The sequence below is a fragment of the Pseudomonas sp. NPDC089569 genome (assembly GCF_050280625.1).
GTDB lineage: Bacteria > Pseudomonadota > Gammaproteobacteria > Pseudomonadales > Pseudomonadaceae > Aquipseudomonas.
Genome location: NZ_JBNNVQ010000016.1, coordinates 41908 through 64158, shown reverse-complemented (window position 1 = coordinate 64158; position 22251 = coordinate 41908). Strand labels below are relative to the sequence as shown.

At 61.7% G+C, this 22251-nt stretch carries 22 protein-coding genes; 10 read left to right on the top strand and 12 right to left on the bottom strand.

Translation table 11 applies throughout. The features are described from left to right. The first annotated feature begins 277 nt into the window (after positions 1-277). Complete coding sequence (locus tag ACQKP2_RS10230; RefSeq protein WP_427576151.1) at positions 278-1591, top strand: MFS transporter; 1314 nt, start codon at positions 278-280, stop codon at positions 1589-1591. 128 nt (positions 1592-1719) lie between these two features. Here the strand turns inward: ACQKP2_RS10230 and ACQKP2_RS10225 are convergent, their stop codons facing one another. The 4 genes from ACQKP2_RS10225 to ACQKP2_RS10210 all read right to left on the bottom strand — a co-directional run bounded on the left by ACQKP2_RS10225 (position 1720) and on the right by ACQKP2_RS10210 (position 5645). Beyond that, positions 1720-2598, bottom strand: a complete 879-nt coding sequence (locus tag ACQKP2_RS10225) for a DMT family transporter (RefSeq protein ID WP_427576150.1) — start codon at positions 2596-2598, stop codon at positions 1720-1722. Positions 2599-2741: 143 nt separating this feature from the next. Next, the gene (locus tag ACQKP2_RS10220; RefSeq protein WP_427576149.1) at positions 2742-3557 is read right to left on the bottom strand and encodes a sugar phosphate isomerase/epimerase family protein; all 816 of its coding nucleotides are present in this window, start codon (positions 3555-3557) and stop codon (positions 2742-2744) included. Between the two features lie 2 nt (positions 3558-3559). Next, positions 3560-4615 (bottom strand): Gfo/Idh/MocA family protein, encoded by a 1056-nt coding sequence (locus ACQKP2_RS10215; protein WP_427576148.1) that lies wholly within the window; start codon positions 4613-4615, stop codon positions 3560-3562. 253 nt (positions 4616-4868) lie between these two features. Further along, positions 4869-5645: an IclR family transcriptional regulator gene (locus ACQKP2_RS10210; protein WP_427576147.1), complete on the bottom strand. Its 777-nt coding sequence runs from the start codon at positions 5643-5645 to the stop codon at positions 4869-4871. 173 nt (positions 5646-5818) lie between these two features. Between ACQKP2_RS10210 and ACQKP2_RS10205 the strand changes: the two genes are divergently transcribed. The 5 genes from ACQKP2_RS10205 to ACQKP2_RS10185 all read left to right on the top strand — a co-directional run bounded on the left by ACQKP2_RS10205 (position 5819) and on the right by ACQKP2_RS10185 (position 11364). Beyond that, a complete protein-coding gene (locus tag ACQKP2_RS10205) occupies positions 5819-7567 on the top strand; it encodes an FAD-dependent oxidoreductase (RefSeq protein ID WP_427576146.1) in 1749 nt (582 codons plus the stop codon). Then, positions 7551-8384: an aldo/keto reductase gene (locus ACQKP2_RS10200; protein ID WP_427576145.1), complete on the top strand. Its 834-nt coding sequence runs from the start codon at positions 7551-7553 to the stop codon at positions 8382-8384. Before ACQKP2_RS10205 ends, ACQKP2_RS10200 begins: the two co-directional genes overlap by 17 nt. 135 nt (positions 8385-8519) lie before the next feature. Next, complete coding sequence (gene ypfJ, locus ACQKP2_RS10195; protein ID WP_427576144.1) at positions 8520-9365, top strand: KPN_02809 family neutral zinc metallopeptidase; 846 nt, start codon at positions 8520-8522, stop codon at positions 9363-9365. A gap of 136 nt (positions 9366-9501) precedes the next feature. After that, positions 9502-10392: a KPN_02809 family neutral zinc metallopeptidase gene (gene ypfJ, locus ACQKP2_RS10190; protein ID WP_427576143.1), complete on the top strand. Its 891-nt coding sequence runs from the start codon at positions 9502-9504 to the stop codon at positions 10390-10392. Then, complete coding sequence (locus tag ACQKP2_RS10185) at positions 10393-11364, top strand: alpha/beta fold hydrolase (protein WP_427576142.1); 972 nt, start codon at positions 10393-10395, stop codon at positions 11362-11364. 116 nt (positions 11365-11480) lie between these two features. Here the strand turns inward: ACQKP2_RS10185 and ACQKP2_RS10180 are convergent, their stop codons facing one another. The 3 genes from ACQKP2_RS10180 to ACQKP2_RS10170 form a co-directional block, all read right to left on the bottom strand. Further along, a complete protein-coding gene (locus ACQKP2_RS10180) occupies positions 11481-12074 on the bottom strand; it encodes an HAD family hydrolase (protein ID WP_427576141.1) in 594 nt (197 codons plus the stop codon). Continuing rightward, positions 12071-12940, bottom strand: coding sequence for an acyl-CoA thioesterase II (gene tesB, locus ACQKP2_RS10175; protein ID WP_427576140.1), 870 nt, complete (start codon positions 12938-12940; stop codon positions 12071-12073). Before tesB ends, ACQKP2_RS10180 begins: the two co-directional genes overlap by 4 nt. Positions 12941-13045: 105 nt before the next feature. Next, entirely contained in the window at positions 13046-13615 is a 570-nt protein-coding gene (locus ACQKP2_RS10170; protein ID WP_427576139.1) for a GNAT family N-acetyltransferase, read from the bottom strand. A 92-nt stretch (positions 13616-13707) separates the two neighbouring features. Here ACQKP2_RS10170 and ACQKP2_RS10165 point away from each other — a divergent pair, with 92 nt between their 5' ends. Both ACQKP2_RS10165 and ACQKP2_RS10160 read left to right on the top strand, forming a co-directional pair. Next, complete coding sequence (locus tag ACQKP2_RS10165; protein ID WP_427576138.1) at positions 13708-14628, top strand: histone deacetylase family protein; 921 nt, start codon at positions 13708-13710, stop codon at positions 14626-14628. A gap of 271 nt (positions 14629-14899) precedes the next feature. Next, positions 14900-16171: a TIGR03862 family flavoprotein gene (locus ACQKP2_RS10160; RefSeq protein ID WP_427576137.1), complete on the top strand. Its 1272-nt coding sequence runs from the start codon at positions 14900-14902 to the stop codon at positions 16169-16171. Positions 16172-16235: 64 nt separating this feature from the next. Here ACQKP2_RS10160 and ACQKP2_RS10155 read toward each other — a convergent pair whose 3' ends face one another. Further along, entirely contained in the window at positions 16236-17570 is a 1335-nt protein-coding gene (locus ACQKP2_RS10155; RefSeq protein WP_427576136.1) for a DEAD/DEAH box helicase, read from the bottom strand. Between the two features lie 64 nt (positions 17571-17634). Beyond that, entirely contained in the window at positions 17635-18567 is a 933-nt protein-coding gene (gene yedA, locus ACQKP2_RS10150) for a drug/metabolite exporter YedA (protein WP_427576135.1), read from the bottom strand. Positions 18568-18732: 165 nt separating this feature from the next. On the opposite strand from yedA, the gene ACQKP2_RS10145 reads away from it, so the two are divergent. Then, positions 18733-19188 (top strand): Lrp/AsnC family transcriptional regulator, encoded by a 456-nt coding sequence (locus ACQKP2_RS10145; RefSeq protein ID WP_427576134.1) that lies wholly within the window; start codon positions 18733-18735, stop codon positions 19186-19188. Positions 19189-19316: 128 nt separating this feature from the next. Here ACQKP2_RS10145 and ACQKP2_RS10140 read toward each other — a convergent pair whose 3' ends face one another. From ACQKP2_RS10140 to ACQKP2_RS10130, 3 genes are all read right to left on the bottom strand, one after another. Then, positions 19317-19928 (bottom strand): 3'-5' exonuclease, encoded by a 612-nt coding sequence (locus ACQKP2_RS10140; RefSeq protein ID WP_427576133.1) that lies wholly within the window; start codon positions 19926-19928, stop codon positions 19317-19319. A 22-nt stretch (positions 19929-19950) separates the two neighbouring features. Continuing rightward, entirely contained in the window at positions 19951-20430 is a 480-nt protein-coding gene (locus ACQKP2_RS10135; RefSeq protein ID WP_427576132.1) for an NYN domain-containing protein, read from the bottom strand. 127 nt (positions 20431-20557) lie between these two features. Further along, positions 20558-21331, bottom strand: coding sequence for a DUF2076 domain-containing protein (locus tag ACQKP2_RS10130; protein ID WP_427576131.1), 774 nt, complete (start codon positions 21329-21331; stop codon positions 20558-20560). Between the two features lie 179 nt (positions 21332-21510). Between ACQKP2_RS10130 and ACQKP2_RS10125 the strand changes: the two genes are divergently transcribed. Continuing rightward, positions 21511-22185, top strand: a complete 675-nt coding sequence (locus ACQKP2_RS10125; protein WP_427576130.1) for a YciC family protein — start codon at positions 21511-21513, stop codon at positions 22183-22185. Positions 22186-22251 lie beyond the last annotated feature (66 nt).

Here is a 22251-nt window from a genome sequence, read left to right as displayed (position 1 = left end):
ACGGGTATACGCTCATGCGCTCATTCAACGCCTTGCTCGCTCCAACCACCGTCATTACGCCTTGCCTGGCGTCCATCCGAACCTCGCGCACCGCTGGCATTACCGTGCCGCTCGCTGAATAACCGTCAGTCGACGAACAACAGCCGATCGATCCTTTCGCGTCCGCCGCCAGCGATTGATCACGCGCCCTTGAAGTCCAGACGAGCCTCGCTTGTCAGTCATTGAACGGATGGCACACATGTTTCCTACTCAGAGTTCTCAAACGGAAAGCTCCCGCATGGCCCCGGCCATGAGCACCGCCACTGGCGGTATCGGCGACAAGATCCGCGGTGCCATGGCCGTCGGCAAAACCCGTTGGGGCATGCTGGCGCTGGTGTTCTTCGCCACCACCCTGAACTACATCGACCGCGCCGCGCTCGGTGTCATGCAGCCGATCCTCGCCAAGGAAATGAGCTGGACGGCGATGGACTACGCCAACATCAACTTCTGGTTCCAGGTCGGCTACGCCATCGGTTTCGTGCTGCAAGGCCGCTTGATCGACCGGGTCGGGGTCAAGCGCGTGTTCTTCTGCGCGGTACTGCTCTGGAGCCTGGCGACCGGTGCTCACGGCTTGGCCACTTCGGCGGCCGGGTTCATGGTCTGCCGCTTCATCCTCGGCTTGACCGAAGCCGCCAACTACCCGGCCTGCGTGAAAACCACGCGCCTGTGGTTCCCGGCCGGCGAGCGCGCGGTGGCCACCGGGATTTTCAACGCCGGGACCAACGTCGGCGCAATGTTCACCCCGATGTTGCTGCCGCTGATCCTGCATGCCTGGGGCTGGCAGGCCGCGTTTCTGTGCATGTCGGGGCTGGGTGGCCTCTGGCTGGTGCTCTGGGGCTTGAAATACTTCAACCCGGAAGACCACCCGCGCGTCAAACAGACAGAACTGGACTACATCCAGAACGAAGTCGAACCGGAACAAGCCCGCGTACCGTTCTCGCGAATCTTGCGCATGCGCGGCACCTGGGCCTTCGCCCTGGCCTACTCGATGACCGCGCCGGTGTTCTGGTTCTACCTGTACTGGCTGCCGCCGTTCCTCAACCAGCAATACAACCTGGGCATCAACGTGACCCAGATGGGCATTCCACTGATCATCATCTACATGACGGCCGACTTCGGCAGTGTCGGCGGCGGGATCCTGTCCTCGTTCCTGATCGGTCGCGGCGTCAACCCGATCAAGGCGCGGCTGCTGTCCATGTTCCTGTTCGCCTGCTGCATCATCGGCGTCGTCATGGCGGCCGGCTCCAGCAACCTGTGGATCGCCGTGTTCGCCATTTCCCTGGCCATCGGCGCGCACCAGGCCTGGACCGCGAACATCTGGAGCCTAGTGATGGACTACACGCCCAAGCACATGATGAGTACGGTGTTCGGCTTCGGCGGCATGTGCGCTGCGATTGGCGGGATGTTCATGACCCAGATCGTCGGCCACATCCTGACGGTCACCAACAACAACTACACCGTGCTGTTCACCCTGATTCCGGCGATGTACTTCATCGCACTGACCTGGATGTACTTCATGGCACCGCGCAAGATCCCGACCGTCACAGAGTAAAAGCCCGGCGCAATACCCCTTGTGGGAGCGAGCCTGCTCGCGATAGCGGACTGTCATTCAACCTTGATGTTGTCTGATACATCGCCTTCGTCGGATCGCCGCCCGGAGCAGGCTCGCTCCCACAGTTTTTAGCGGCGACTTTGCTGCCACGCCGCCGCCAGGCCGCTGCAACAAATCACGGCGATGCCGATCACGGTGGTCAGGGTCGGGGTATGGGAAAACAGAAACCAGCCCAACAGGCCGGCAAACACGATCTGGCAATAGCTGAAGGGGGCCAACAAGGCCGGTGCCGCCAGACGAAAAGCCTGGGTCAGGAACAGATGCGCCGTCATCCCGCAGGCACCCAGCGCCAGCATCATCGCCCCGTGGACCAGGTCAGGTGTTTTCCAGAAGAACGGCACCAGCGCACTCATCACCAGGGTATTGCACACCCCGGCGAAGAAGTTGCTGGTGGTCGGGCTATCGACCTCGCTGAGCTTGCGGGTCAACAGTTGATAGAAACAGAAAAACAGCGCCGAGCAAAACGGCAGCAATACCGCCGGCGTGAACAAGTCACCACCGGGGTGCACGATGATCAGCACCCCGATAAAGCCGCAAGTCACCGCCAGCCATTGCCCACGCGTAACGCGCTCACCCAGCAGCGGTACCGACAGCGCGGTGACCAGCACCGGTGCCAGAAAGTTGACCGAGGTGGCTTCAGCCAACGGGATGTACATCAACCCTGTGGTGAAGAACAGGCTGGTGCCCAACAGACACAACGCCCGGATTAGCTGAAGCAACGGCCGCTTCGTGCGCAGCACCCGCAGCCCGGATTGCGGAAGAAAGATGCCGGCCATCAGCAAGGTGTGAACCAGATACCGCGCCCACACCACCATCACAATCGGATAGAAGCCGGAAAGGTATTTGGAAAAGGCGTCATGGCTGGAGAACAGGAAGGTGGCGACTACGATCAGCAAAATCCCTTTGAAGGGCTGATTGACGCCGGAAAGCGGGGTGCTGACGGTCATTGGGGTTCCTTTGCTTACATCTTGAATCTGTAGGAGCGAGCAAGCTCGCGATGGACCGGAGAACGCCGCTGGGTGTCTGGTTTCCAGCGTCATCGTTGACGTCCATCGCGAGCTTGCTCGCTCCTACAGGTGAAGGGTGTAGATCAAATACGTGCCAACAATTGCAGGGTTTTATCCAGCGCCATTTGCGCCCTGTCCAGCGCACTCACGCCCTGCTCCAGCAATTGCACCGTGGGAATCTCCAGACTCAGTGCAATATTGTCCGGCAAACAGCGCAACAGCCCCGGCAGATCACAATCGCCATCGCCTGGAAAACGTCGCTCGTTACGGGCCTGACGCAAGATCTCGGCCATGTCCGCAGGCGTGGGTCCCGCCACATCGCACAACTGGGCATACCGTAACCGTGAAGGGGCAACCCTGGCCAGATCTTCCAGCCGTGAACCCGAACGATCGAAGTGAAACGCGTCCACCAGCACCGCCGCGTTATCACGTGCGGCGTTGTGCACGATACGCACCGCTTGCTCAAGATTGCGCGCATCGGTCCAGGGCATGAACTCCAGATGCGGATGCAGTCCGTAGGGCGCCGCCAGATCGCAGAGCCTGGCGAAGTTGTCCGTCATTCGCGACTCATCGGGATCGTTACCGGCCACCAGCAGCTCAGTGGCGCCAAACTCGGCGCCCACCGCCAGAATCTCCTCGAATTCGGCGACGACGGTTTCCGGTTTCAGGCGCAGGATTTCAACATCCAGCACACCGATCCCCGTGTCGCGCAGACGCGCCAGGGTCCGGCGTCGTAAATCCCTGTCGGCGACCAACGCAAAATGGTGCTCCTGCGGCGTGGCAGGCACCAAGCGCAAACCGACATGGCTGTATCCGGTCTGGGCCGCCACCTCGACCATGTCGGGCGGGGACAACTCCAGCACGGTCAGGCTGGCCAGGGAAAATATCCGCTTGCTCATGGTCAGCCCTCGATCACGGATGGCGCGCAGGCACGACCGGTTTCGGCGGCTTGGCGTATGGCCTCGACCAGCGCCAGCGTGCGGGCAGCATCGGCGGCACTCACCAGCGGCTCGACCTCCCGGCGTGCGACACGTACGAAATGCTGCAACTGCAAACGCAAGGCTTCATCGGCGGTGACAGGCTCCTGAGTCGACGCCAATACCTGATGCCAGCCACCGTCGACTTCGGTGTAGTGCCAGCGCTTGAGTTGCGGAATGCTCAGCGCACCGCCGGTGCCTGCCAGCAAATAACAGGGCTGGTCGGCCTGTCGCGGGTAGACCGGGTTTTCTCCCGAACCTAGCTCCCAGCTCCAGGGCGCCGCCACGCCGTCGGAGCCGGTCATGCTGCCCAGGGCGCCGTTGTCGAATTGCAGCAGCACCGCCGCGTTGTCCTCATTGGCGAATCCGCGTATCGCATTGCTGGTGACGGCCTGTACCTGAACCACTTCCCCACACAAGTGCCGCAACAGATCGAGGTCATGAATCAGGTTGGTCAACAACATGCCTGCGCCCGCCTCACGACGCCAGGGTGTTTCGAAGTAACTGTCGGGCTTGCGCAATTGCCAGAGCGCCGTGACCGTGGTCAGGCGTCCCAGCGCACCGCCATGGACAAGCTCATGGGCGCGAGCGATCAATGGATTGTGTCGGCGGTGATGGCCGACCAGGACCGGGACACCCGTGGCTTTCGAAACCGCCACCAGCTCGCGGGCCTCATCGAGGTTCACGCCCACCGGTTTTTCCAGCAGCACCGGCACACCGGCCGCCAGACAATCAAGCGCGGTCTGGACATGCAGATTGTTCGGATTGGCGACGATGACCGCGTCCGGCCGGGCCTGCTCCAGCATCTGACAGTGGTCGGCGAAATACGCCACGTCCCATTCTTCTGCCAGAGCGGCGGCTTGCGATCCCGGATCGGCCACCGCGCACAGGATCGCCTCGGTCAGTGATTTCAGATGCCGGTAATGCTGCTGTCCCATATTGCCGGCGCCGATCAGGGCGATGCGAAGGGGTGAACTCATGGTGGGGTCCTCTTCTGGTTATTGTCGGAGAGTGAACACCAACAATCTAGAACCGAGTTCCACTTTATTGCATACACCAACACGAAAAGTGTTCGAATAACGCACAATTTGTCGAGCTCCCACCAATTCCCGTAGGAGCCAGGCTTGCCGGCGAAGGCGGCCTGACGTCATGCGGCACATTCGAAAACGCCTTCGCCGGCAAGCCTGGCTCCTACGGATTTGGGGGCGCCAAAAATAGGGGGATGCAGGGGTCTTAGTTGAACAGCTCCGACGCCACGCTCGCCGCCGACAACTCGGCGGTAAACGCCAACAACAACGGCGCCAGTTCATGCAGGCGCGCGCCCGGCATCCGCGCACTCGGCCCGGCGATGCTGAGCACCCCGATCACCCGGCCATCGGCGGGATGGCGCACCACCGCGGCAATCGCCGAGGTGCCCACCGCCGAGCTTTCCTCGACACAGGCGTAACCCTGTTCGCGCGCCAGGCGCAGGCGCTCGAGCAATTCGATGTTGGAGCGCGGTGCGTTCGGGCCCAGCTCCAAAGGACGGTCCACCGCCTGGCGTTCCACCAGCGACAAGGCTTCGGCGTCGCTCATGCACGCCAGCCAGGCATGCCCGGAAGCGGTGTAGAACAGTGGCGCATCACGGCCCATGTCCGGGTCGTAGCGCAGGCCGGAACGGGCGCCCTGGGACTTGGCGATCCAGGTCTGGCGCTCACCCTCGATCACCCCCAGACGCACCAGTTCACCGGTTTCCTGGGCCAGCCTGTCGAGTACCGGTTGCACGATATCGGCACCGCTGCTCGACAGGTAACGGAAGCCCATCGCCACCAGTTTGGTCGACAAGTGGTAGCGCAGGTTTTCCGGATTCTGCCGCACGTAACCCAAGCGGATCAGCTCGGCAAGCAAGCGGTGGGTGGCGCTCTTGGGGATATCCAGTTGCTCGGCCAGGGTCTGCATCGGCAAGCCGCGAGGGTCGCTGGTAAGACTTTCGAGCACACTGAAAACACGTTCTATCTGACTGCCGGCCATGGGAGATTCCACGCAATTTTTGCCGATTCTAAAAGACAAGCCTTCGGATGAGAAATCTGGAACCAACCGTCCGATAACCGCCCACTTTACGCGCCGCACCCTTGCCTGCCCGAATGCGATCTTTATATTTTCTGGAACCAAATTCCAAAACAATAAAGACTGGAGTCCGAACAATGCCTGCCGAACCGCATTTTCTTCCCGACATCGATTGCGATGTGCTGGTTGTCGGCTCCGGTGCGGCCGGGTTATCGGCGGCCGTGACCGCCGCGTGGCATGGTCTGAAGGTCATCGTGGTCGAGAAGGACCCGGTGTTCGGCGGCGCCACGGCCTGGTCCGGCGGTTGGGCCTGGGTGCCCTGCAATCCCCTGGCCCGGCGTGCCGGCATCGTCGAAGACGTTGAACGGCCGCGCACTTACTTGAAGCACGAATTGGGCGAGCATTTTGATCCGGCGATGATCGACGCCTTTCTCGAGGCCGGCCCGCAGATGGTGGCGTTCTTCGAACAACACACTTCGCTGCAATTTTCCGACGGCAACGCGATTGCCGACATTCATGGCGATACGCCGGGCGCCGGCACCGGCGGACGCTCGGTGATTGCCGCGCCGTACGACGCACGAAAAATCGGCAAATTGCTCAAGCGCCTTCGCAAAACCATGCGCGAAACGTCTTTCATGGGGATGCCGATCATGGCCGGCAGCGACCTCACGGCCTTTCTCAACCTGAGTCGTTCGCTGTCGGCGGCCTGGCACGTCACCCGACGCTTTACCCGCCACCTGCTCGACCTCGCCGTGCATGGCCGGGCGATGCATCTGGTCAATGGTGTGGCACTGGTAGCACGCCTGGCAAAGTCGGCCGACGACCTCGGCGTGCTGCTCTGGGAATCGGCGCCGGTCAGCGAATTGCTGCACGAACACCATAAAGTACGCGGCGCCGTGGTCCGTACCGCCAAAGGCTCGGTGCGCATCAAGGCACGCAAGGCGGTGGTGCTGGCGGCGGGCGGTTTCGCCAATGACATTGAACGCCGCAAGGCGTTGTTCCCGCGTACGCCAACCGGCCATGAGCATTGGGCCTTGCCGCCGCTGGGCGTATCCGGTGATGGTCTGCGCCTGGGGGAAAGCGTCGGCGCCCAAATGGCAACCGACCTTCAATCCCCTGTCGCCTGGGCGCCGGTTTCACAAGTGCGATACAGCGACGGCAGTACGGGGCACTTCCCGCACATCATCGAGCGCGGCAAACCCGGCATCATTGGCGTTCTAAGCAACGGCCAGCGCTTCGTCAATGAAGCCAACGGTTACTACGACTACGTGACGGCCATGGTCGCTACTGCGCCGCCCGGCGAGGAAGTCGCCTCCTGGCTGATCTGCAGCCACGGATTCCAGCGCCGCTATGGCCTGGGCATCTCCCGGCCGTTTCCGGTGCCGCTGTCGCCCTTTATCCGCAGCGGCTATCTGAAAACCGGCAACACCCTTGAGGAACTGGCCTCGGCCTGCGGCATCGATCCGACGGGTTTGCGCAGCACGGTATCGGATTACAACCGCCACGCACGCAACGGCGAAGACCCGCAGTTCGGCCGAGGCTCGACGCCCTTCAACCGCAAGCAGGGTGATGCGCTGCACCACCCCAACCCCTGCGTCGCACCGATAGAACAGGGGCCGTTTTATGCCGTGAAGGTTCAGCCCGGTTGCTTCGGCACCTTTGCCGGACTCAAGGTCAATCGGCACGCCCAGGTGCTCGACAGCGCCGGACAGGTCATCGCCGGCCTTTATGCGGCGGGCGGCGACATGGCCAGCATCATGGGCGGGCACTACCCCGCGGGTGGCATCAACATCGGCCCGGCACTGACATTTGGCTACATCGCGGCACGGCACATTGCAGGAATCAGCGCTTGTGAACAGGAGATCGACCATGCAGCACATCGTTAACGCTCAAGGATTGAACATGCCCAAACTTGGCCTCGGCACCTGGCCGATGCTCGGAGAGGACTGCACCCGTGCCGTGGAACAGGCCCTGGCCCTGGGATATCGACACATCGATACGGCGGCGGCCTACAACAACGAAGAGGCCGTCGGTCAGGCACTGGCGAACAGTCCGACACCGCGTGAGCAGATTCACGTCACCAGCAAGGTCTGGTGGGATCAATTACAGCCCGACGCCATACGCCACTCCATGGACCGCAGTCTCAAGGCCCTGCGCAGTGACTACGTCGACCTGTTCATGATCCATTGGCCCAGCGTCGACTGGAATTTGCCCCGCACCCTGGAAACGCTGGCGTCGTTCAAGGAGCAGGGTCTGGCACGCAACATCGGCGTGGCGAATTTTCCCCTGCCCCTGTTGCGCGAAGTCGTCGAAGTGTTCGGCATTCCACTATCAGCGATCCAGGTCGAGTACCACGTGTTGCTCGGACAAAACGCGCTGCTCGACTACGCCCGTCAACACGACATGGCGCTGACGGCCTACTCGCCACTGGCGCGCAACAAGGTGTCCGATATCCCGGCCATCCGGCAGATCGCCGCCAAGCATGGCGTGCTGCCAACGCAGGTCGCACTCAAGTGGTTGCTGGATCAACCGAACGTGGCGGCGATTCCCAAGGCCAGCAGCGAGGCCAATCAACGGGCCAATCTCGCGGCCCTGGATGTGCAATTGGACGATGAGGATCGGCGCCTGATTGCCAGCCTGTCCAAGCGCGAGCGCCAGGTCAGCCCGGACTTTGCACCCGTGTGGGACGCATACGACGAGTAAGCGGAAACGGCCACTGAGGCTGTACGAAAACTCGTATAAAGAGCAGCCTTACCTGCCCTTACAAGTTTTCAACCTCACGCCTTGGCCATAGCGGTTATTCATGGAAACCCGATTCATCCATGAGAGACCGCAGACATGTTATGGAACAAGGCAAGACCCAGCGACAAGGTGAACGACACTCGCAAGGGCAAGGATGCCCGCACGCTGACAGGGAAAACACTGGGCGCCGGGCTGATCACCGCCGCCCTGGCCAGCGCGGCACTCTACCCGGTTATCGACACACCGCTTACCCCTTCAAACACCCTGACGCTCCCCATGTCGACAGCCCCCGACGAAGATCCGCATGTCAGGTTCATCAGGTCTGTGCTGGGCGATACCGAAGACACCTGGACACAACTGTTTGCGCAATCGGGACGGCACTATCCATTGCCCACGCTGACCCTGTTCAGCCAGGGCGTGAGTTCGGCGTGCGGGTATGCAAGTGCTGCCAGCGGCCCCTTCTATTGCCCGGCCAATCAACAGGTGTACCTGGACCTGGATTACCTCGCCGAACTGGAGCAGCAGTTTTCCGTAGTCGGTGACTTCGCCAAGGCTTACATCATTGCCCACGAAATCGGACATCACGTCCAGCTTGCGCTGGGACTTTCCGCTCCATTCGAGGAGGCGCTGCTTGAACAAAAAACCGTCACTGGCGATGGAGGGCTGGAAGTGCGCGCCGAATTGCAGGCCGATTGCCTGGCCGGGGTCTGGGCACACCATGCACAACAACGCCTGAATTGGCTGGAACCGGGCGATATCGAAGCGGCCTTGCACGCGGCGACCGTGTTCGGTGACGACCACCTGCAACGCTTGCGCAACGCCAGCGTTCGCCCGGAAACCTTCAGCCACGGCACCTCCCGGCAACGGCTGAACTGGTTCACAACGGGGTTCGCCACAGGGCGCCAGGGTGCCTGCGACACGTTCGCCGCAACAGACCTGTAAGCCCCGCCGGTCAGCCAGGCCACGAATGATGCCGCACAAACAGAACCGGGGCAGACCGGGGCGGTCTGACGACCGGACTGGCGCCGCTCCCACTCAACAGCAACACTCATCCCACGGACAAACGGAGGATTCCCACATGCTATGGAGAAAAGGCCGCCGCAGCGACAACGTGGTCGATGCCCGTGGCGATGACACCGGCGGTGGCGGCGGAATGCGCTTTGGTGGCGGCAAGGGCCTGAGCCTGACAGCGATCATTCTGATTGTCGGAATCGGCTGGATCACCGGCCAGGACCCGATGCAGATCCTCGGTCAATTGGCCGGGCAGATGGGCGAACAATCAACACCGGCCACGACGCAATCGCGCAAGGCACCGCCCGCCAACGATGAAGGCGCCGAATTCGTCCGTTCGATCCTCGGCGACACCGAGGACACCTGGCGGCAGATCTTCCAGCAGAATGGCCGCCAATACCGCGACCCGACGCTGGTGCTGTTCAGTAACCGTGTCAACTCGGCCTGTGGCCTGGCAACGTCGGCGACCGGGCCCTTCTACTGTCCGGCAGACCAGAAGGTCTACCTGGACATGGCGTTCTTCCAGGAAATGTCTCAGCGCTTTTCCGCGGCGGGCGACTTCGCCCAGGCCTATGTGATTGCACACGAGGTCGGACACCATGTGCAGACCTTGCTCGGTGTTTCCGCGAAAATCCAGGCAGCCCGCCAGCAAGGCCGGCAAATGGAAGGCGACGGCGGCCTGCTGGTGCGCCAGGAGTTGCAAGCCGACTGCCTGGCCGGGGTCTGGGCCAACAATGCACAGAAACGGTTGAACTGGCTGGAGCCTGGTGACATCGAAGAAGCGCTGAACGCCGCCAATGCCATTGGCGACGATCGCTTGCAGCAACAGGGTCAGGGCCGTGTGGTGCCGGACTCGTTTACCCATGGTACGTCGGCGCAACGGGTGCGCTGGTTCAAAACCGGATTCGCCCAGGGCCAGGTCGGCCAGTGCGACACCTTTGCGGCGAAAAATCTGTAGATGAAAAAATGGCTGTTGGCGTTGCTGATCACTTACACGAGTCTGTGCACAAACACTTGGGCTGACGAACATGGCGTCAGGGAAGTCAGCCCCGGACGCCTGTTGCTGAAATCGGGCGAGATAGCGGTAGGCATCAGCCCCGCCCCGACAAAAATCGAACGCGTGCTGATCATCGTCCATGGTCGCCTGCGCAATGCGCAAACCTACCTCAAGAATGGCGAGAAGGCCGCCGAACTGGCCGGACAGAGTGCGACGACCCTGGTGATCGCCCCACAATTTCTCAACGAAAGCGACGTTGCGTTGCACCCGGTCGCCGACACCGTTTTGCGCTGGCAGGGCAATGAGTGGATGGCGGGTGGCGATTCCCTCGCCCCCTTTCACCTGAGTTCCTACGCAGCGCTGGACGAAATCGTGACTCGCCTGGGCGATCGCCAGCAGTTCCCGGATATCAAACAGATCGTCATCGCCGGTCACTCCGGCGGCGCTCAGTTGGTACAACGCTACGCCATGCTCGGCCATGATCAGCCCGCCCTGGAGGCCGCCGGTATCCAGGTGCGCTACGTGATCGCCAACCCGTCTTCCTATGCCTATTTCGACGAGCGCCGACCCGTGGCCTTCAACCATGCCGGATGCCCGCAGTTCAATCGCTGGAAGTACGGCCTGACAGATTTACCCGCCTACGCCGAAGGTCAAACCGCCGGGCAACTGCAGGAAAAATACCTCAAGCGCGACATCGTCTATCTGCTGGGTCAACAGGACATCGACCCCAGGCATCCGGCGTTGGACAAAAGCTGCGAAGCCCAGGCCCAGGGCCCCTACCGATTGGCTCGCGGGCGTTTTTATTTCGATTACCTGAAGCGGCTGCAACCGCAAGGGTTCAGTCAGCAACTGATCGAAGTGCCAGGGGTGGGGCACAACGGGGGTGGGATGTTTACATCGCCGGAGGGGCAAAAGGCGTTGTTCGGGCAGTAGGAGTGAGCGGTGCGGCGATCCGACTTGCCCGCGAAGGCCCCCACACGTTATGCGACGCCATTAAAAACGCCTTCGCCGGCAAGCCTGGCTCCTACGGATTTCGGGGCCACAAGCCCTCAAGCCGACAACATTTCCCGCAACGCCACACAATCCGCCGCATGCCAATCGGTCAATTCCGGCCAGGGATTGTCCGGCAAATTCACCAACACCGTCCGCGCGCCCGCCGCACGCCCGCAATCCAGATCGAAACGGTAATCACCGACCATCACCATTTCGCTCGCCGGCACGTTCCAAGCCTCGGCCAGTTTCAGTAAACCACCGGGATGCGGTTTTGGCGGGGCTTCGTCACGACCGAGCACATCCTCTACCGCGAAGCAGTCGGCCAGGCCGATGGCTTGCAGAGTGACGTGCGCCAGCTCACGGGCATTGCGCGTGAGGATGCCCAGTCGATAGCCGCGGCCGGCCAGGTCCCGCACCAGCTCCACGGCGCCCGGTGCCGGCTTCGACCCCAGTGCCAGGTCCCGTTCGTGCTCCAGCAGCCAGGCGTGCTTGGCCGCCGCTTCGTCGGCCGGCAGCGCGGCAAGGTGGGTCAGGATGTCGTGTTCGGCCGGAATCCCCAGGGCGACTCGAATCGCCGCGAAGTCATGCACGGCCACCGTCAGGGTGCCATCCATGTCGAACACCCAATGGCGCACATCGACCAGGCTCATGCCCAATCCTTGCGGTGGCGGATCAGGCCTTCCTGAGTGACCGAGGCCACCAGCTGCCCGGCACGGTTGAACACACTGCCACGGGAGAACCCGCGGGAGTTGCCCGCCCAGGGGCTGTCCATCGCGTACAGCAGCCAGTCATCAGCCCGCAGATCGGCATGGAACCACAACGCGTGGTCAAGGCTGGCGACCTGCATGTCCTTGTGCCAGACCGATTTGCCGTGAGGCTGCATCGAGGTGGTCAGCAGACCGAAGTCCGAGGCATAGGCCAGCAGGTATTTGTGCAACGCCGGGGAATCGGCCAGGGCACCGTCGGCGCGAAACCAGACGTACTTGATCGGATCGGAAGGCGGCGGGTTGTAAGGGTCTTTTTCGGTGATCGGGCGAAACTCGATCGGCTTCGGGCACAGCAGTTTTTCACGCATCTTCTCGGGGATCAGGTGCGCGCGCTGTTGGGTCAGTTCAAGTTCCGACGGCAAGTTCTCCGGGCCGACCACTTGCGGCATCTGGCTCTGGTGCTCGAAGCCTGCTTCGTCGTACTGGAACGATGCGCTGCAGGTGAAGATCGGATTGCCCTTCTGGATCGCCGTCACCCGGCGCGTGCTGAAGCTGCCGCCGTCACGAACCCGGTCAACCTGATAGACCACTGGCAGCCCGGCATCGCCCGGACGCAGGAAGTAACCATGCATCGAGTGTACGTGACGAGTCTCTTCGACGGTCTGGCTGGCCGCCGACAGAGACTGGCCCAGCACCTGCCCGCCGAACAGCTGACGAAATCCCAAGTCCTGGCTGCGGCCACGGAACAGGTTTTCCTCGATCGGTTCCAGGGTCAGCAGGTCGACCAGATCTTCCAACACTTGGCTCATTCAGACTCTCCTCACACAACACAATGCCGCGCAGCCCTGGCTGCGTCGGTCGATTCAGTTTCTGGCCCGTGCCAACACGGGGCCATTGTAAACGTCTGTGTCCGCTTATCCATGCAAGGTTTGCAGCCATTGCTCACGATTGATTCGATACAGCACGTGGTGACGCAAGGGATGGTCGAGAACGAGGTTGGGGTGTTCGAAGTCATCGGCCGGGTCATGCTGCATGCCGATTGCCTGCATGACTTTCTGCGACGGCAAGTTGCTGTCGGCCGTGAACGAAACGACCTCATTCAGCGTCAGACGGTCAAACCCGCAGCGCAGAGCGGTCCACGCCGCTTCACTGGCATAACCCAATCCCCAGTGCTCGCGCGCCAGGCGCCAGCCGATCTCGGTGGCCGGGGTGAACGGCGCATCGAAACCGACCACTCCCAGGCCGGTAAAGCCAATGAATTGTCCGGTATCCTTGCGCTCAAGCGCCCACAAGCCAAAGCCATGCTCGGCAAAATGTCCGCGAACCCGGCCAATCAGCGAAGCGCTTTCAAGTCGGCTCAAGGGTGCCGGAAAATAGCGCATGACCTGTGGATCGGCACACATCGCGGCAAAGTCCGGCAAGTCGTCATCTCGCCATTGCCGTAACAGCAGTCGTGCGCTTTCGAGTTCCAGTATTGGCTCCATCGTGCCCCGCCCCCCGCATTTGGATGTCGCAAGTCTACATCGCTGGTAGGATCGTTCACTCATTCCTGTATGCCTTTTCAGACAAAGCAGTCATGCCTCTCCCGCTGATCTATCACGACGACTACAGCCCCGAGTTTCCGGCCGATCACCGTTTCCCCATGGACAAGTTTCGCTTGCTGCGCGATCACCTGGTGGAGACGGGCCTGACCCGCGACGCCGACTTGCTGCGCCCGGAGCTCTGCCCACCGGACATTCTCGCCCTGGCGCATGACCCTTCGTATATCGAGCGTTACATGAGCGGGGATCTGTCCCGCGAAGATCAACGACGTCTCGGCCTGCCCTGGAGCGAAGCCCTGGCCCGGCGTACGGTGCGCGCGGTCGGCGGCTCGCTGCTGGCGGCCGAACAGGCACTGGCGCATGGCCTGGCCTGTCACCTGGCCGGTGGCACTCACCATGCGCATTACGATTACCCGGCCGGGTTCTGCATCTTCAATGACCTGGCGGTGATCAGCCATTTCCTGCTGGAAAGCGGCCGGGTGAACCGGGTGCTGATTTTCGACTGCGACGTGCATCAGGGCGACGGCACTGCGCGAATCCTGCACAACACCCCACAGGCCGTTACCGTTTCCCTGCACTGCGAGAAGAACTTTCCGGCACGCAAGGCCGAAAGCGACTGGGACATCCCGTTGCCCAATGGCATGGGCGATGCCGATTACCTGAAGGTGGTGGACGATGCGCTCAACTATCTGTTGCCGCTCTACCAACCGGATCTAGTGCTGTATGACGCCGGCGTCGATGTGCACAAAGATGACGCGCTTGGTTACCTGAAACTGACAGACGAAGGCGTCGCCGCCCGCGATGAAAGCGTGATGCGCCATTGCCTGGGACGCGATATTCCCGTGGTCGGGGTGATTGGCGGCGGCTACAGCAAGGATCGCAAGGCCCTGGCCCGGCGCCATGGCATCCTGCACCACAGCGCGCAGCGCGTCTGGCAGTCATCAGGCTGTCACTGAGTTGTGGATGCTTTACCCACAATGGCTGTGGAGCCGCCTGTGGATAACCTGAGTGAAAGGGACTGCAGCCCGCGCAAGGCGTGGGCCACAGAGCACTGATTATTTTTTGACCACACCATTATCCCTGTGGGAGCGAGCCTGCTCGCGATGGCGTCGGCACACTTAACGCACATCAATCTGACACACCGCTATCGCGAGCAGGCTCGCTCCTACAGAAGAGGGCGGGGCTGGTAGAATGCGCGGCTTATTCCGCCAAACCGCAGCGCACGCCATGACCCAACCCTTCGCCACCTCCCCTTCCCGCGTCGCCATCATCGGCGGCGGTCCCGCCGGCCTGATGGCGGCTGAAGTGTTGAGCCAGGCCGGGATCCGTGTCGATCTGTATGACGGCATGCCTTCGGTGGGCCGCAAGTTTCTACTGGCCGGCGTCGGCGGCATGAACATCACCCACTCCGAGGCGTATCCGGCGTTTCTCTCGCGCTACGCCGAACGGGCGCCGCAGATCGCGCCGCTGCTGCGCGCTTTTGGCGCCGAGGCGCTGTGCCAGTGGATTCATGACTTGGGTATCCAGACCTTTGTCGGCACTTCCGGCCGGGTCTTTCCGACCGACATGAAAGCGGCCCCCTTGCTGCGTGCCTGGCTCAAGCGTTTGCGCGACAGTGGCGTGGTTATCCACACCCGCCATCGCTGGATCGGCTGGAACGAGCACGGCGGTTTGCGCATTGCCAGCCCCGAAGGCGAGATAACCGTGCAGGCGGATGCCACCCTGCTCGCCCTCGGCGGCGGCAGTTGGGCGCGCCTGGGGTCGGACGGTGCGTGGATGTCGCCACTGGAGCGACAGGGTGTTCAGCTCGCACCGCTGCAACCGAGTAACTGTGGTTTCGAGGTGCAGGCCTGGAGCGAATTGATGGTCAGCAAATTCGCCGGCGCCCCCCTGAAAAACGTCGCCATCGGCCTGAACGACGATATCCCCCGACTCGGTGAGTGTGTGATCACCGCCACCGGCATCGAAGGCAGTTTGATCTATGCCCTGTCGGCGCAGGTCCGCGAGGCGATCAACCGGCAGGGCTCGGCGACTATCCATCTGGATCTTTTGCCGGGCAAGCCTGTGGATAAGATCCAGGCTGCTTTGAGCAAACCCCGTGGCTCGCGCTCCATGGCCAAGCATTTGCACAGTCAATTGGGAATTGATGGGGTGAAAGCAGCGCTGCTGCGGGAACTCACCGCTGCCGAAACCTTTACCGACATGGCGCTACTGGCCAAGGCGATCAAGGCATTGCCCCTGACATTGGTGAAGACTCGCCCGTTGGACGAAGCGATCAGCAGCGCGGGCGGCGTAACGTTCGAAGCGATGGACGAACGCTTGATGCTCAAGCAAATGCCCGGCGTGTTCTGTGCCGGCGAAATGCTCGATTGGGAGGCGCCGACAGGGGGCTACCTGCTGACGGCGTGCTTTGCCAGTGGGCGTGCGGCGGGACTCGGCATCGTTGAATGGCTCAAGACCGAGGCGCGCCCTTCGCGAGCAGGCTCGCTCCCACATTGATCAGAACGCAGTCAACTGTGGGAGCGAGCCTGCTCGCGAAGCGGTTTAACCAACGCCCCGCTGGTTAAGGCTTGCGCTTACGCGGCCCGGTGTTGAACACCGGCACTTTTCGCACAGGTTTTACCGAAGGTTCCGGAGCAACCTCACCGCTGTCGATCCACTTGCCGAGATTGCGTTTGCCGCCGCCACCGGAGGTCTTGGGTTTCTTCGGTTTTTTCGGCTTCTTGATCACCTGACCACTGGCGTCGGTTTCCGGCACCCGGTGCTCGGGTTCGAAGTCGGGCTCGTTCTGGCGCTTGAGGGTCTGGCGGGTCAGCATTTCGATGGCCGACAGCAGATTCACTTCATCGGCACACACCAGGGAAATCGCTTCACCGGTCGAACCCGCACGGCCGGTACGACCGATGCGGTGGATGTAGTCCTCGGCCACGATCGGCAGGTCGAAGTTGACCACCAGCGGCAGGTCTTCGATATCCAGGCCACGGGCGGCCACGTCGGTAGCAACGAGGATCTGCACTTCACCGAGCTTGAAGCGGTCCAGCGCACGCTGACGAGTCGCCTGCGGCTTGTCGCCATGGATACCGTCGGCATTGACGCCCAGCCCCTGGAGTTTTTCCACCAGCGCATCCACGCCATTGCGGGTCTTGGCGAACACCAGCACCTGCTTCCACTTGCCTTTGCGCATCAAATGCACGAACAGTTCCGGCTTGCGCTTCTTGTCCACCGTCACGATCCACTGCTTGACGGTGTTGGCCGCCACGTTGCGCGGGCTGACTTCAATGCTCAACGGGTCATTGAGCATCTGCCCGGCCAGCAGGCGGATGTCATCGGAGAAGGTCGCGGAGAACAGCAGCGTCTGACGTTTTTTCGGCAGCGCGCGGTAAATGTTCGCCAACTCTTCGGAAAAGCCCAGGTCCAGCATGCGATCGGCTTCATCCAGCACCAGGGTTTGCAACTGGTTGAACTTCAGTGCGTTCTGGCGGAACAGATCGAGCAAGCGACCCGGTGTTGCCACCAGCAGATCGACACCGCCACGCAGCTTCATCATTTGCGGGTTGATGCTGACACCGCCGTACACCGCATAGGTGCGCAACGGCAGGTTCTCGGCGTACTGGCGCACGGCTTCGTGAACCTGCTCGGCCAGTTCGCGGGTCGGCACCAGGATCAGTGCACGCACCGAGTTGGCCGCGACTTTCGGCCCCTCCATCGCCAGCAATTGCAGGAGCGGCAAGGCAAAACCTGCGGTCTTGCCGGTGCCGGTCTGGGCGGCGGCCATCAGGTCGCGACCGGCCAGCACCGCCGGAATGGCTTGCGCCTGAACCGGCGTCGGAGTCTGGTAGCCGAGCTTCTCAAGGGAGCGCAGCAAGGGTTCGATCAGGCCAAGGGTGGCGAAAGTCATGGGAATACCGTAGGAAAATTCAGCGCGGTTGTGCGAACGAGTGTGCAATGGCGCGCAGTTTACCCTAATTCACACGGGATTCTGTCCTCGACACCGTAGAGACTACCGGCCGTTCAGGCTTGCGTCGCCACTGCGGCAGGCCGATCAGCACCACGGCGCTGATGATCACCAGCATGGCCAACGCTTCCTCGATACCGATGGTCTCGCCGACAAACACGATCCCCAGCAACACCGCCACCGCCGGGTTGACGTAGGCATAACTGGTGGCCGCCGCCGGACGCACGTGTTTGAGCAGGTACATGTAGGCATTGAAGGCAATGATCGAACCGAACACCGTCAGGTACGCCAGCGCGGCCCAGCCCTCGATCGGCGGCATCTTCTCCATATGCTCGCCGCTGACAGCGCTGCCGATCAGCAACACCACACCGCCCACCAGCATTTCCACGGCGCTGGCCATGGCGCCCTGAGGCAACGGCAAGTGTTTACTCCATACCGAGCCGAAGGCCCATGTCGCGGCTGCGAACACCAGCAAGGCCGCGCCCAGTGGACTCGACTGCAGGTTGGAGCCCAGGTTGAGCATGGCAATACCGATCATGCCCAACACAATGCCGGCCCATTCAAGACGGGTATTGCGCGCCCCCCAGAAATAGCCGCAGAGCAACGTGAACAGCGGCACCGTCGCGACCGCCAAAGCCGCCACCCCGGACGCCACGCCCGTGTGCTCGGCCACACTGACAGCACCGTTGCCGCAGGCCAGCAGCAACACACCGATGATCCCGGCCGCCTTCCATTGCGCCCAGGTCGGCGCCGGCGCCCCGCGCCAGCGCAGAAAGGCGTACATCAGGCTTCCGGCAATCACGAAACGGACACCGGCAAGCAGCAGGGGTGGCCAGTACTCAACGCCGATACGGATCACCAGGTACGTCGAGCCCCAAATCACGTACAAGGCGAAGAAGGCAGCGATCAAGGGCAAGGAGAAGCGACGAAGGCCAGACATGAGGGCAACTCACAGGCAGAACAGGTGAAGGGCTATTCTAGAAAGGCCGACACCGGAAAATAAGTTACAAAACCTGTTTAAAGCGCCGGTACACTTTTCAAAACACGGAGTTCGTGGCTATAAACCGTGCTTTCGAAAGTACGCCATTTTTCAGGAGCCGCCACGATGGATAAATACGACCGCATGCTGCTCAGCGCGCTGCTGGAAAACGGGCGCGCGTCGTATGCCGAACTGGCGCGCAAGGTCAATCTGTCCGCCCCGGCGGTGGCCGAGCGCGTGGCCAAGCTCGAAGCCAGCGGCGTGATCACCGGTTATCAGGCAAAAATCGACATGTCCAGGATCGGGCTGCCGATCCAGTGCGTCATCGAGTTACGCCTGAACCAGCATGGCAACCAGAAAGCCTACGACGAGTTGATCAAGATCCCGCAACTGACCGAATGCCACCGCGTGACTGGCGATCCTTGCGTGATCATGCAAGCGGCGGTGGGCTCGATGCCGGAGCTGGAAGAGTTGATCAATCGAATTGCGACGTTCGGGTTCAGCAAGACGTCGATCGTGCTGTCCAGCGCCATCGAAAAGCGCGTGCCGCTGGGGCAACTGGAATCGAATGGCAAGGCATGATGTGACGCCCTCTGTAGGAGCGAGCATGCTCCGGGCGGCGTTCCGACGATGGTCGTCAACGATTACGCGGGAACTCTGACACCCCGCGGTGTTCTTGCGTCCATCGCGAGCATGCTCGCTCCTACAGGTCAGGCGCCGCGATAGCGCTTGAGGTGTTCGCCCACTTTCGCTGCCGGCACTTTCTGCAATTTGCACAGCAAGTCATGGGACAACTCGCGCACGCCGTGCTTGTCCCGAAGTTCTTCGGCCAGGTGCGCTGTCAGGTTGGCGGCCATTTCCGCATCGGCCATGGCCCGGTGGGCCTTGCCGGTGTGGGGCAGGTTGGCAAAGGTGGTGAGGGTGCCGAGTTTGTGGTTCGGCGCGGCGGGCATCAGGCGACGGGCGAGCAACAGCGAGCAGGCGAAGTTCTGCAGGCGTGTGCGCTTGATCCGCCCCAGCTCGAAATCCCAGAACTTCTGGTCGAACGCTGCGTTATGCGCCAGCAACGGCGTCGTGCCGACGAATTCGTTGACCTCGTTCATCACCTGTTCGGCCGAAGGCGCAGTGCGCAACATGGCGTTGCTGATGCCGGTCAGTTGTTCGATGAATGCCGGAACGCGCACGCCGGCATTCATCAGGCTCTGGTAACGCTCGACGATGCGCCCCTGTTCAAGGATCACCACGGCAATTTCCGTGGCCCGGCAGCTGCTGCTCGGGGAGATCCCGGTGGTTTCGAAGTCGATGACTGCAATGCGTTCCAAACCCGTTTGAACTCCGTAAAAATCAATTCTTGAGCAGCAACGCGCCTTCGATCGGCACGTAGCGGCTGGCGGCGCGGATCAGCGAGTTGGCCGTCAGGCCCGGCACGCCAAAGGCCACCGCTTGCACACCATGCTTGCTGATGATGCGTTCGAGCAACATGTCGAAATCGCCGTCGCCGGAGGCCAGCACCACTTCGTCGACATGATCCGCCGCGTCCATGATGTCGAGGGTGATGCCCACGTCCCAGTCGCCCTTGGCCGAGCCATCGCTGCGCTGGATATAGGGCTTGAGCTTCACGGTAAAGCCTATGTTGCGCAGGATCTGCTGGAACTGCTGCTGTTTGCTGTCGCCACGGTCGATGGCGTAGGCATAGGCCTCGACAATCTGCCCCTGCTTGCTGATTTCAGCCCACAGGGCGGCATAGTTGAAGTGACAACCGTAAGCCTGACGCACCGTGTAGTAGAGGTTCTGGACGTCGGCGAACACTGCGATTTTCTTCACCGGGCACCTCTCAAAGCGCAGGCGGAATCAGGCACCAGGCCCGAAAAGTCGCCCAGTATGCCAGCCGAAGGGAGTTTTCCGCGAATAATCGCCCGGAAGCGCCGCAGCGCTCCGGACGAATGGCGTGTCAGACGAAGGAGTCGTCGTCGCCGCCGAAGAACGATGAGTCGTCATCGCTGTAGTCGGTGTTGGCAAAACCACCCTGGTCATTGCCCCAGGAGTCGTTGCCGGCAACCCGCTGGTCGTCACCCCAGCCATTGTTGCCTTGATCGTTGACCTGCGCCGGCACTTCCTTGATGACTTCGACGATTTCTTCCGGCTGCTGATTGTGATGAAACAGGCTGCTGATGCCTTGCGCCAGCATTACGCCACCCGCCACGCCCGCGGCGGTTTTCAATGCACCGCCCAGGAAACTGCTGCCCGCGGCGGGTGCCGCTTGCTGCGGGGCGTAGTTTTGTTGTGGCGGGGCCGCATAGTTCTGTTGTGGCGGTTGCGCGTTGAACGAGGGCCGCCCCGGCTCGCGCCAGCCGCCACCGCTCGATACCGGCGCGCTCTGGCTGGGCGCGGGCTGCGAATCGCGGGAACTGCCACCGAAGATGCTCGACAGGAAACCACCACTGCTCGGCGCCGCCGCAGGCGCGGTCTGCGACCTGGCCTGTTGCAGGTCGGCCTGCAACTGCTGGACTTGCTGGGAGAGCTGTTTGTTCTGTTCATCGAGGCGCTTGATCGCTGCCTCTTGCACCAGAATCGCCTGGGTCATGAAATAACCTGCCGCCGGTTGGCGTGTCAGGTGTTCCTTGATCCGCGCTTCAGCCTGGGCGTCGCGCGGGGCTGCCTCCGTTTCGGCCTGTTGCAGTCGGGAAAACAGTCCATCGATCAGGGTTTGCTCTTCGCTGTTCATGGCGACCTCGTAGATTGCCGGGAAAATCGTTGCCTTTACCCACTTGAGGATAAGGTGCCTCACCTTAATGGAGGCTGAAACATGATGTTTCAATGACGTTTACGGAACCTTTACGTTTGCTATTGGCAGTACATCATCGGTTACAGTGTGTAACAGCTCATGACCTGCGATATCGACCGATGAATCCGTTAGATGTATTGCGTGACTCCCTGTATTTCTTCAAGCGCAATCTGGGCCAGATCGTGCAGTTGTGCCTGCCGCTGGTGGTCATCGAGGCACTGTTGCAACAGGTGGTCGAGCACTCCACCGAGCCGGACAGCATTCCCGGCATCAGCGTTATCGTCGGCCTGCTGGTGTATCCGTTGTATACGGCGGCCTTGATCCTGTTCCTCGATGCGCGCAGTCGCGGCGAGTCGCCCAGCAACCGCGCCCTGCTGTCCAGGGCCGCTTACCTGTGGCCACGCTTCGCCCTGCTGACCGCCCTCAATACCGTGTTGATTCTGCTTGGGCTGTCGCTGTATTTCCTGCCCGGCATCTACCTGATGGTGACCCTGGCGTTCGGCGAGTACTTGCTGGTGCTGCACGGCCTGGCCCCGCTGGCGGCGATGAAGGAAAGCCTGCGAATGACCCGTGGGCACTTCATGCGCATTCTGGTCTGCATTCTGTGCGTGATGGGGCCGTTGTGGCTGCTCAAGGGCGCGACACTGGCGGCCTACCCCGAGCCTCAGAGCCCGATACTCTCGCTGTTGATCGACAGTGCCCACAGTTTCCTGCAATTGTTCACCAGCGTGGTGCTGTTCCGCCTGTTCATGCTGATCGATGAAGTGCCGGAAAAAATCGACGGCCCACGCTGATCTTGGGCGACCGCCCGTCACTCGGTTATGCTCGGGATCCATTTGCGTAACGCTAAAAGCCGAGCC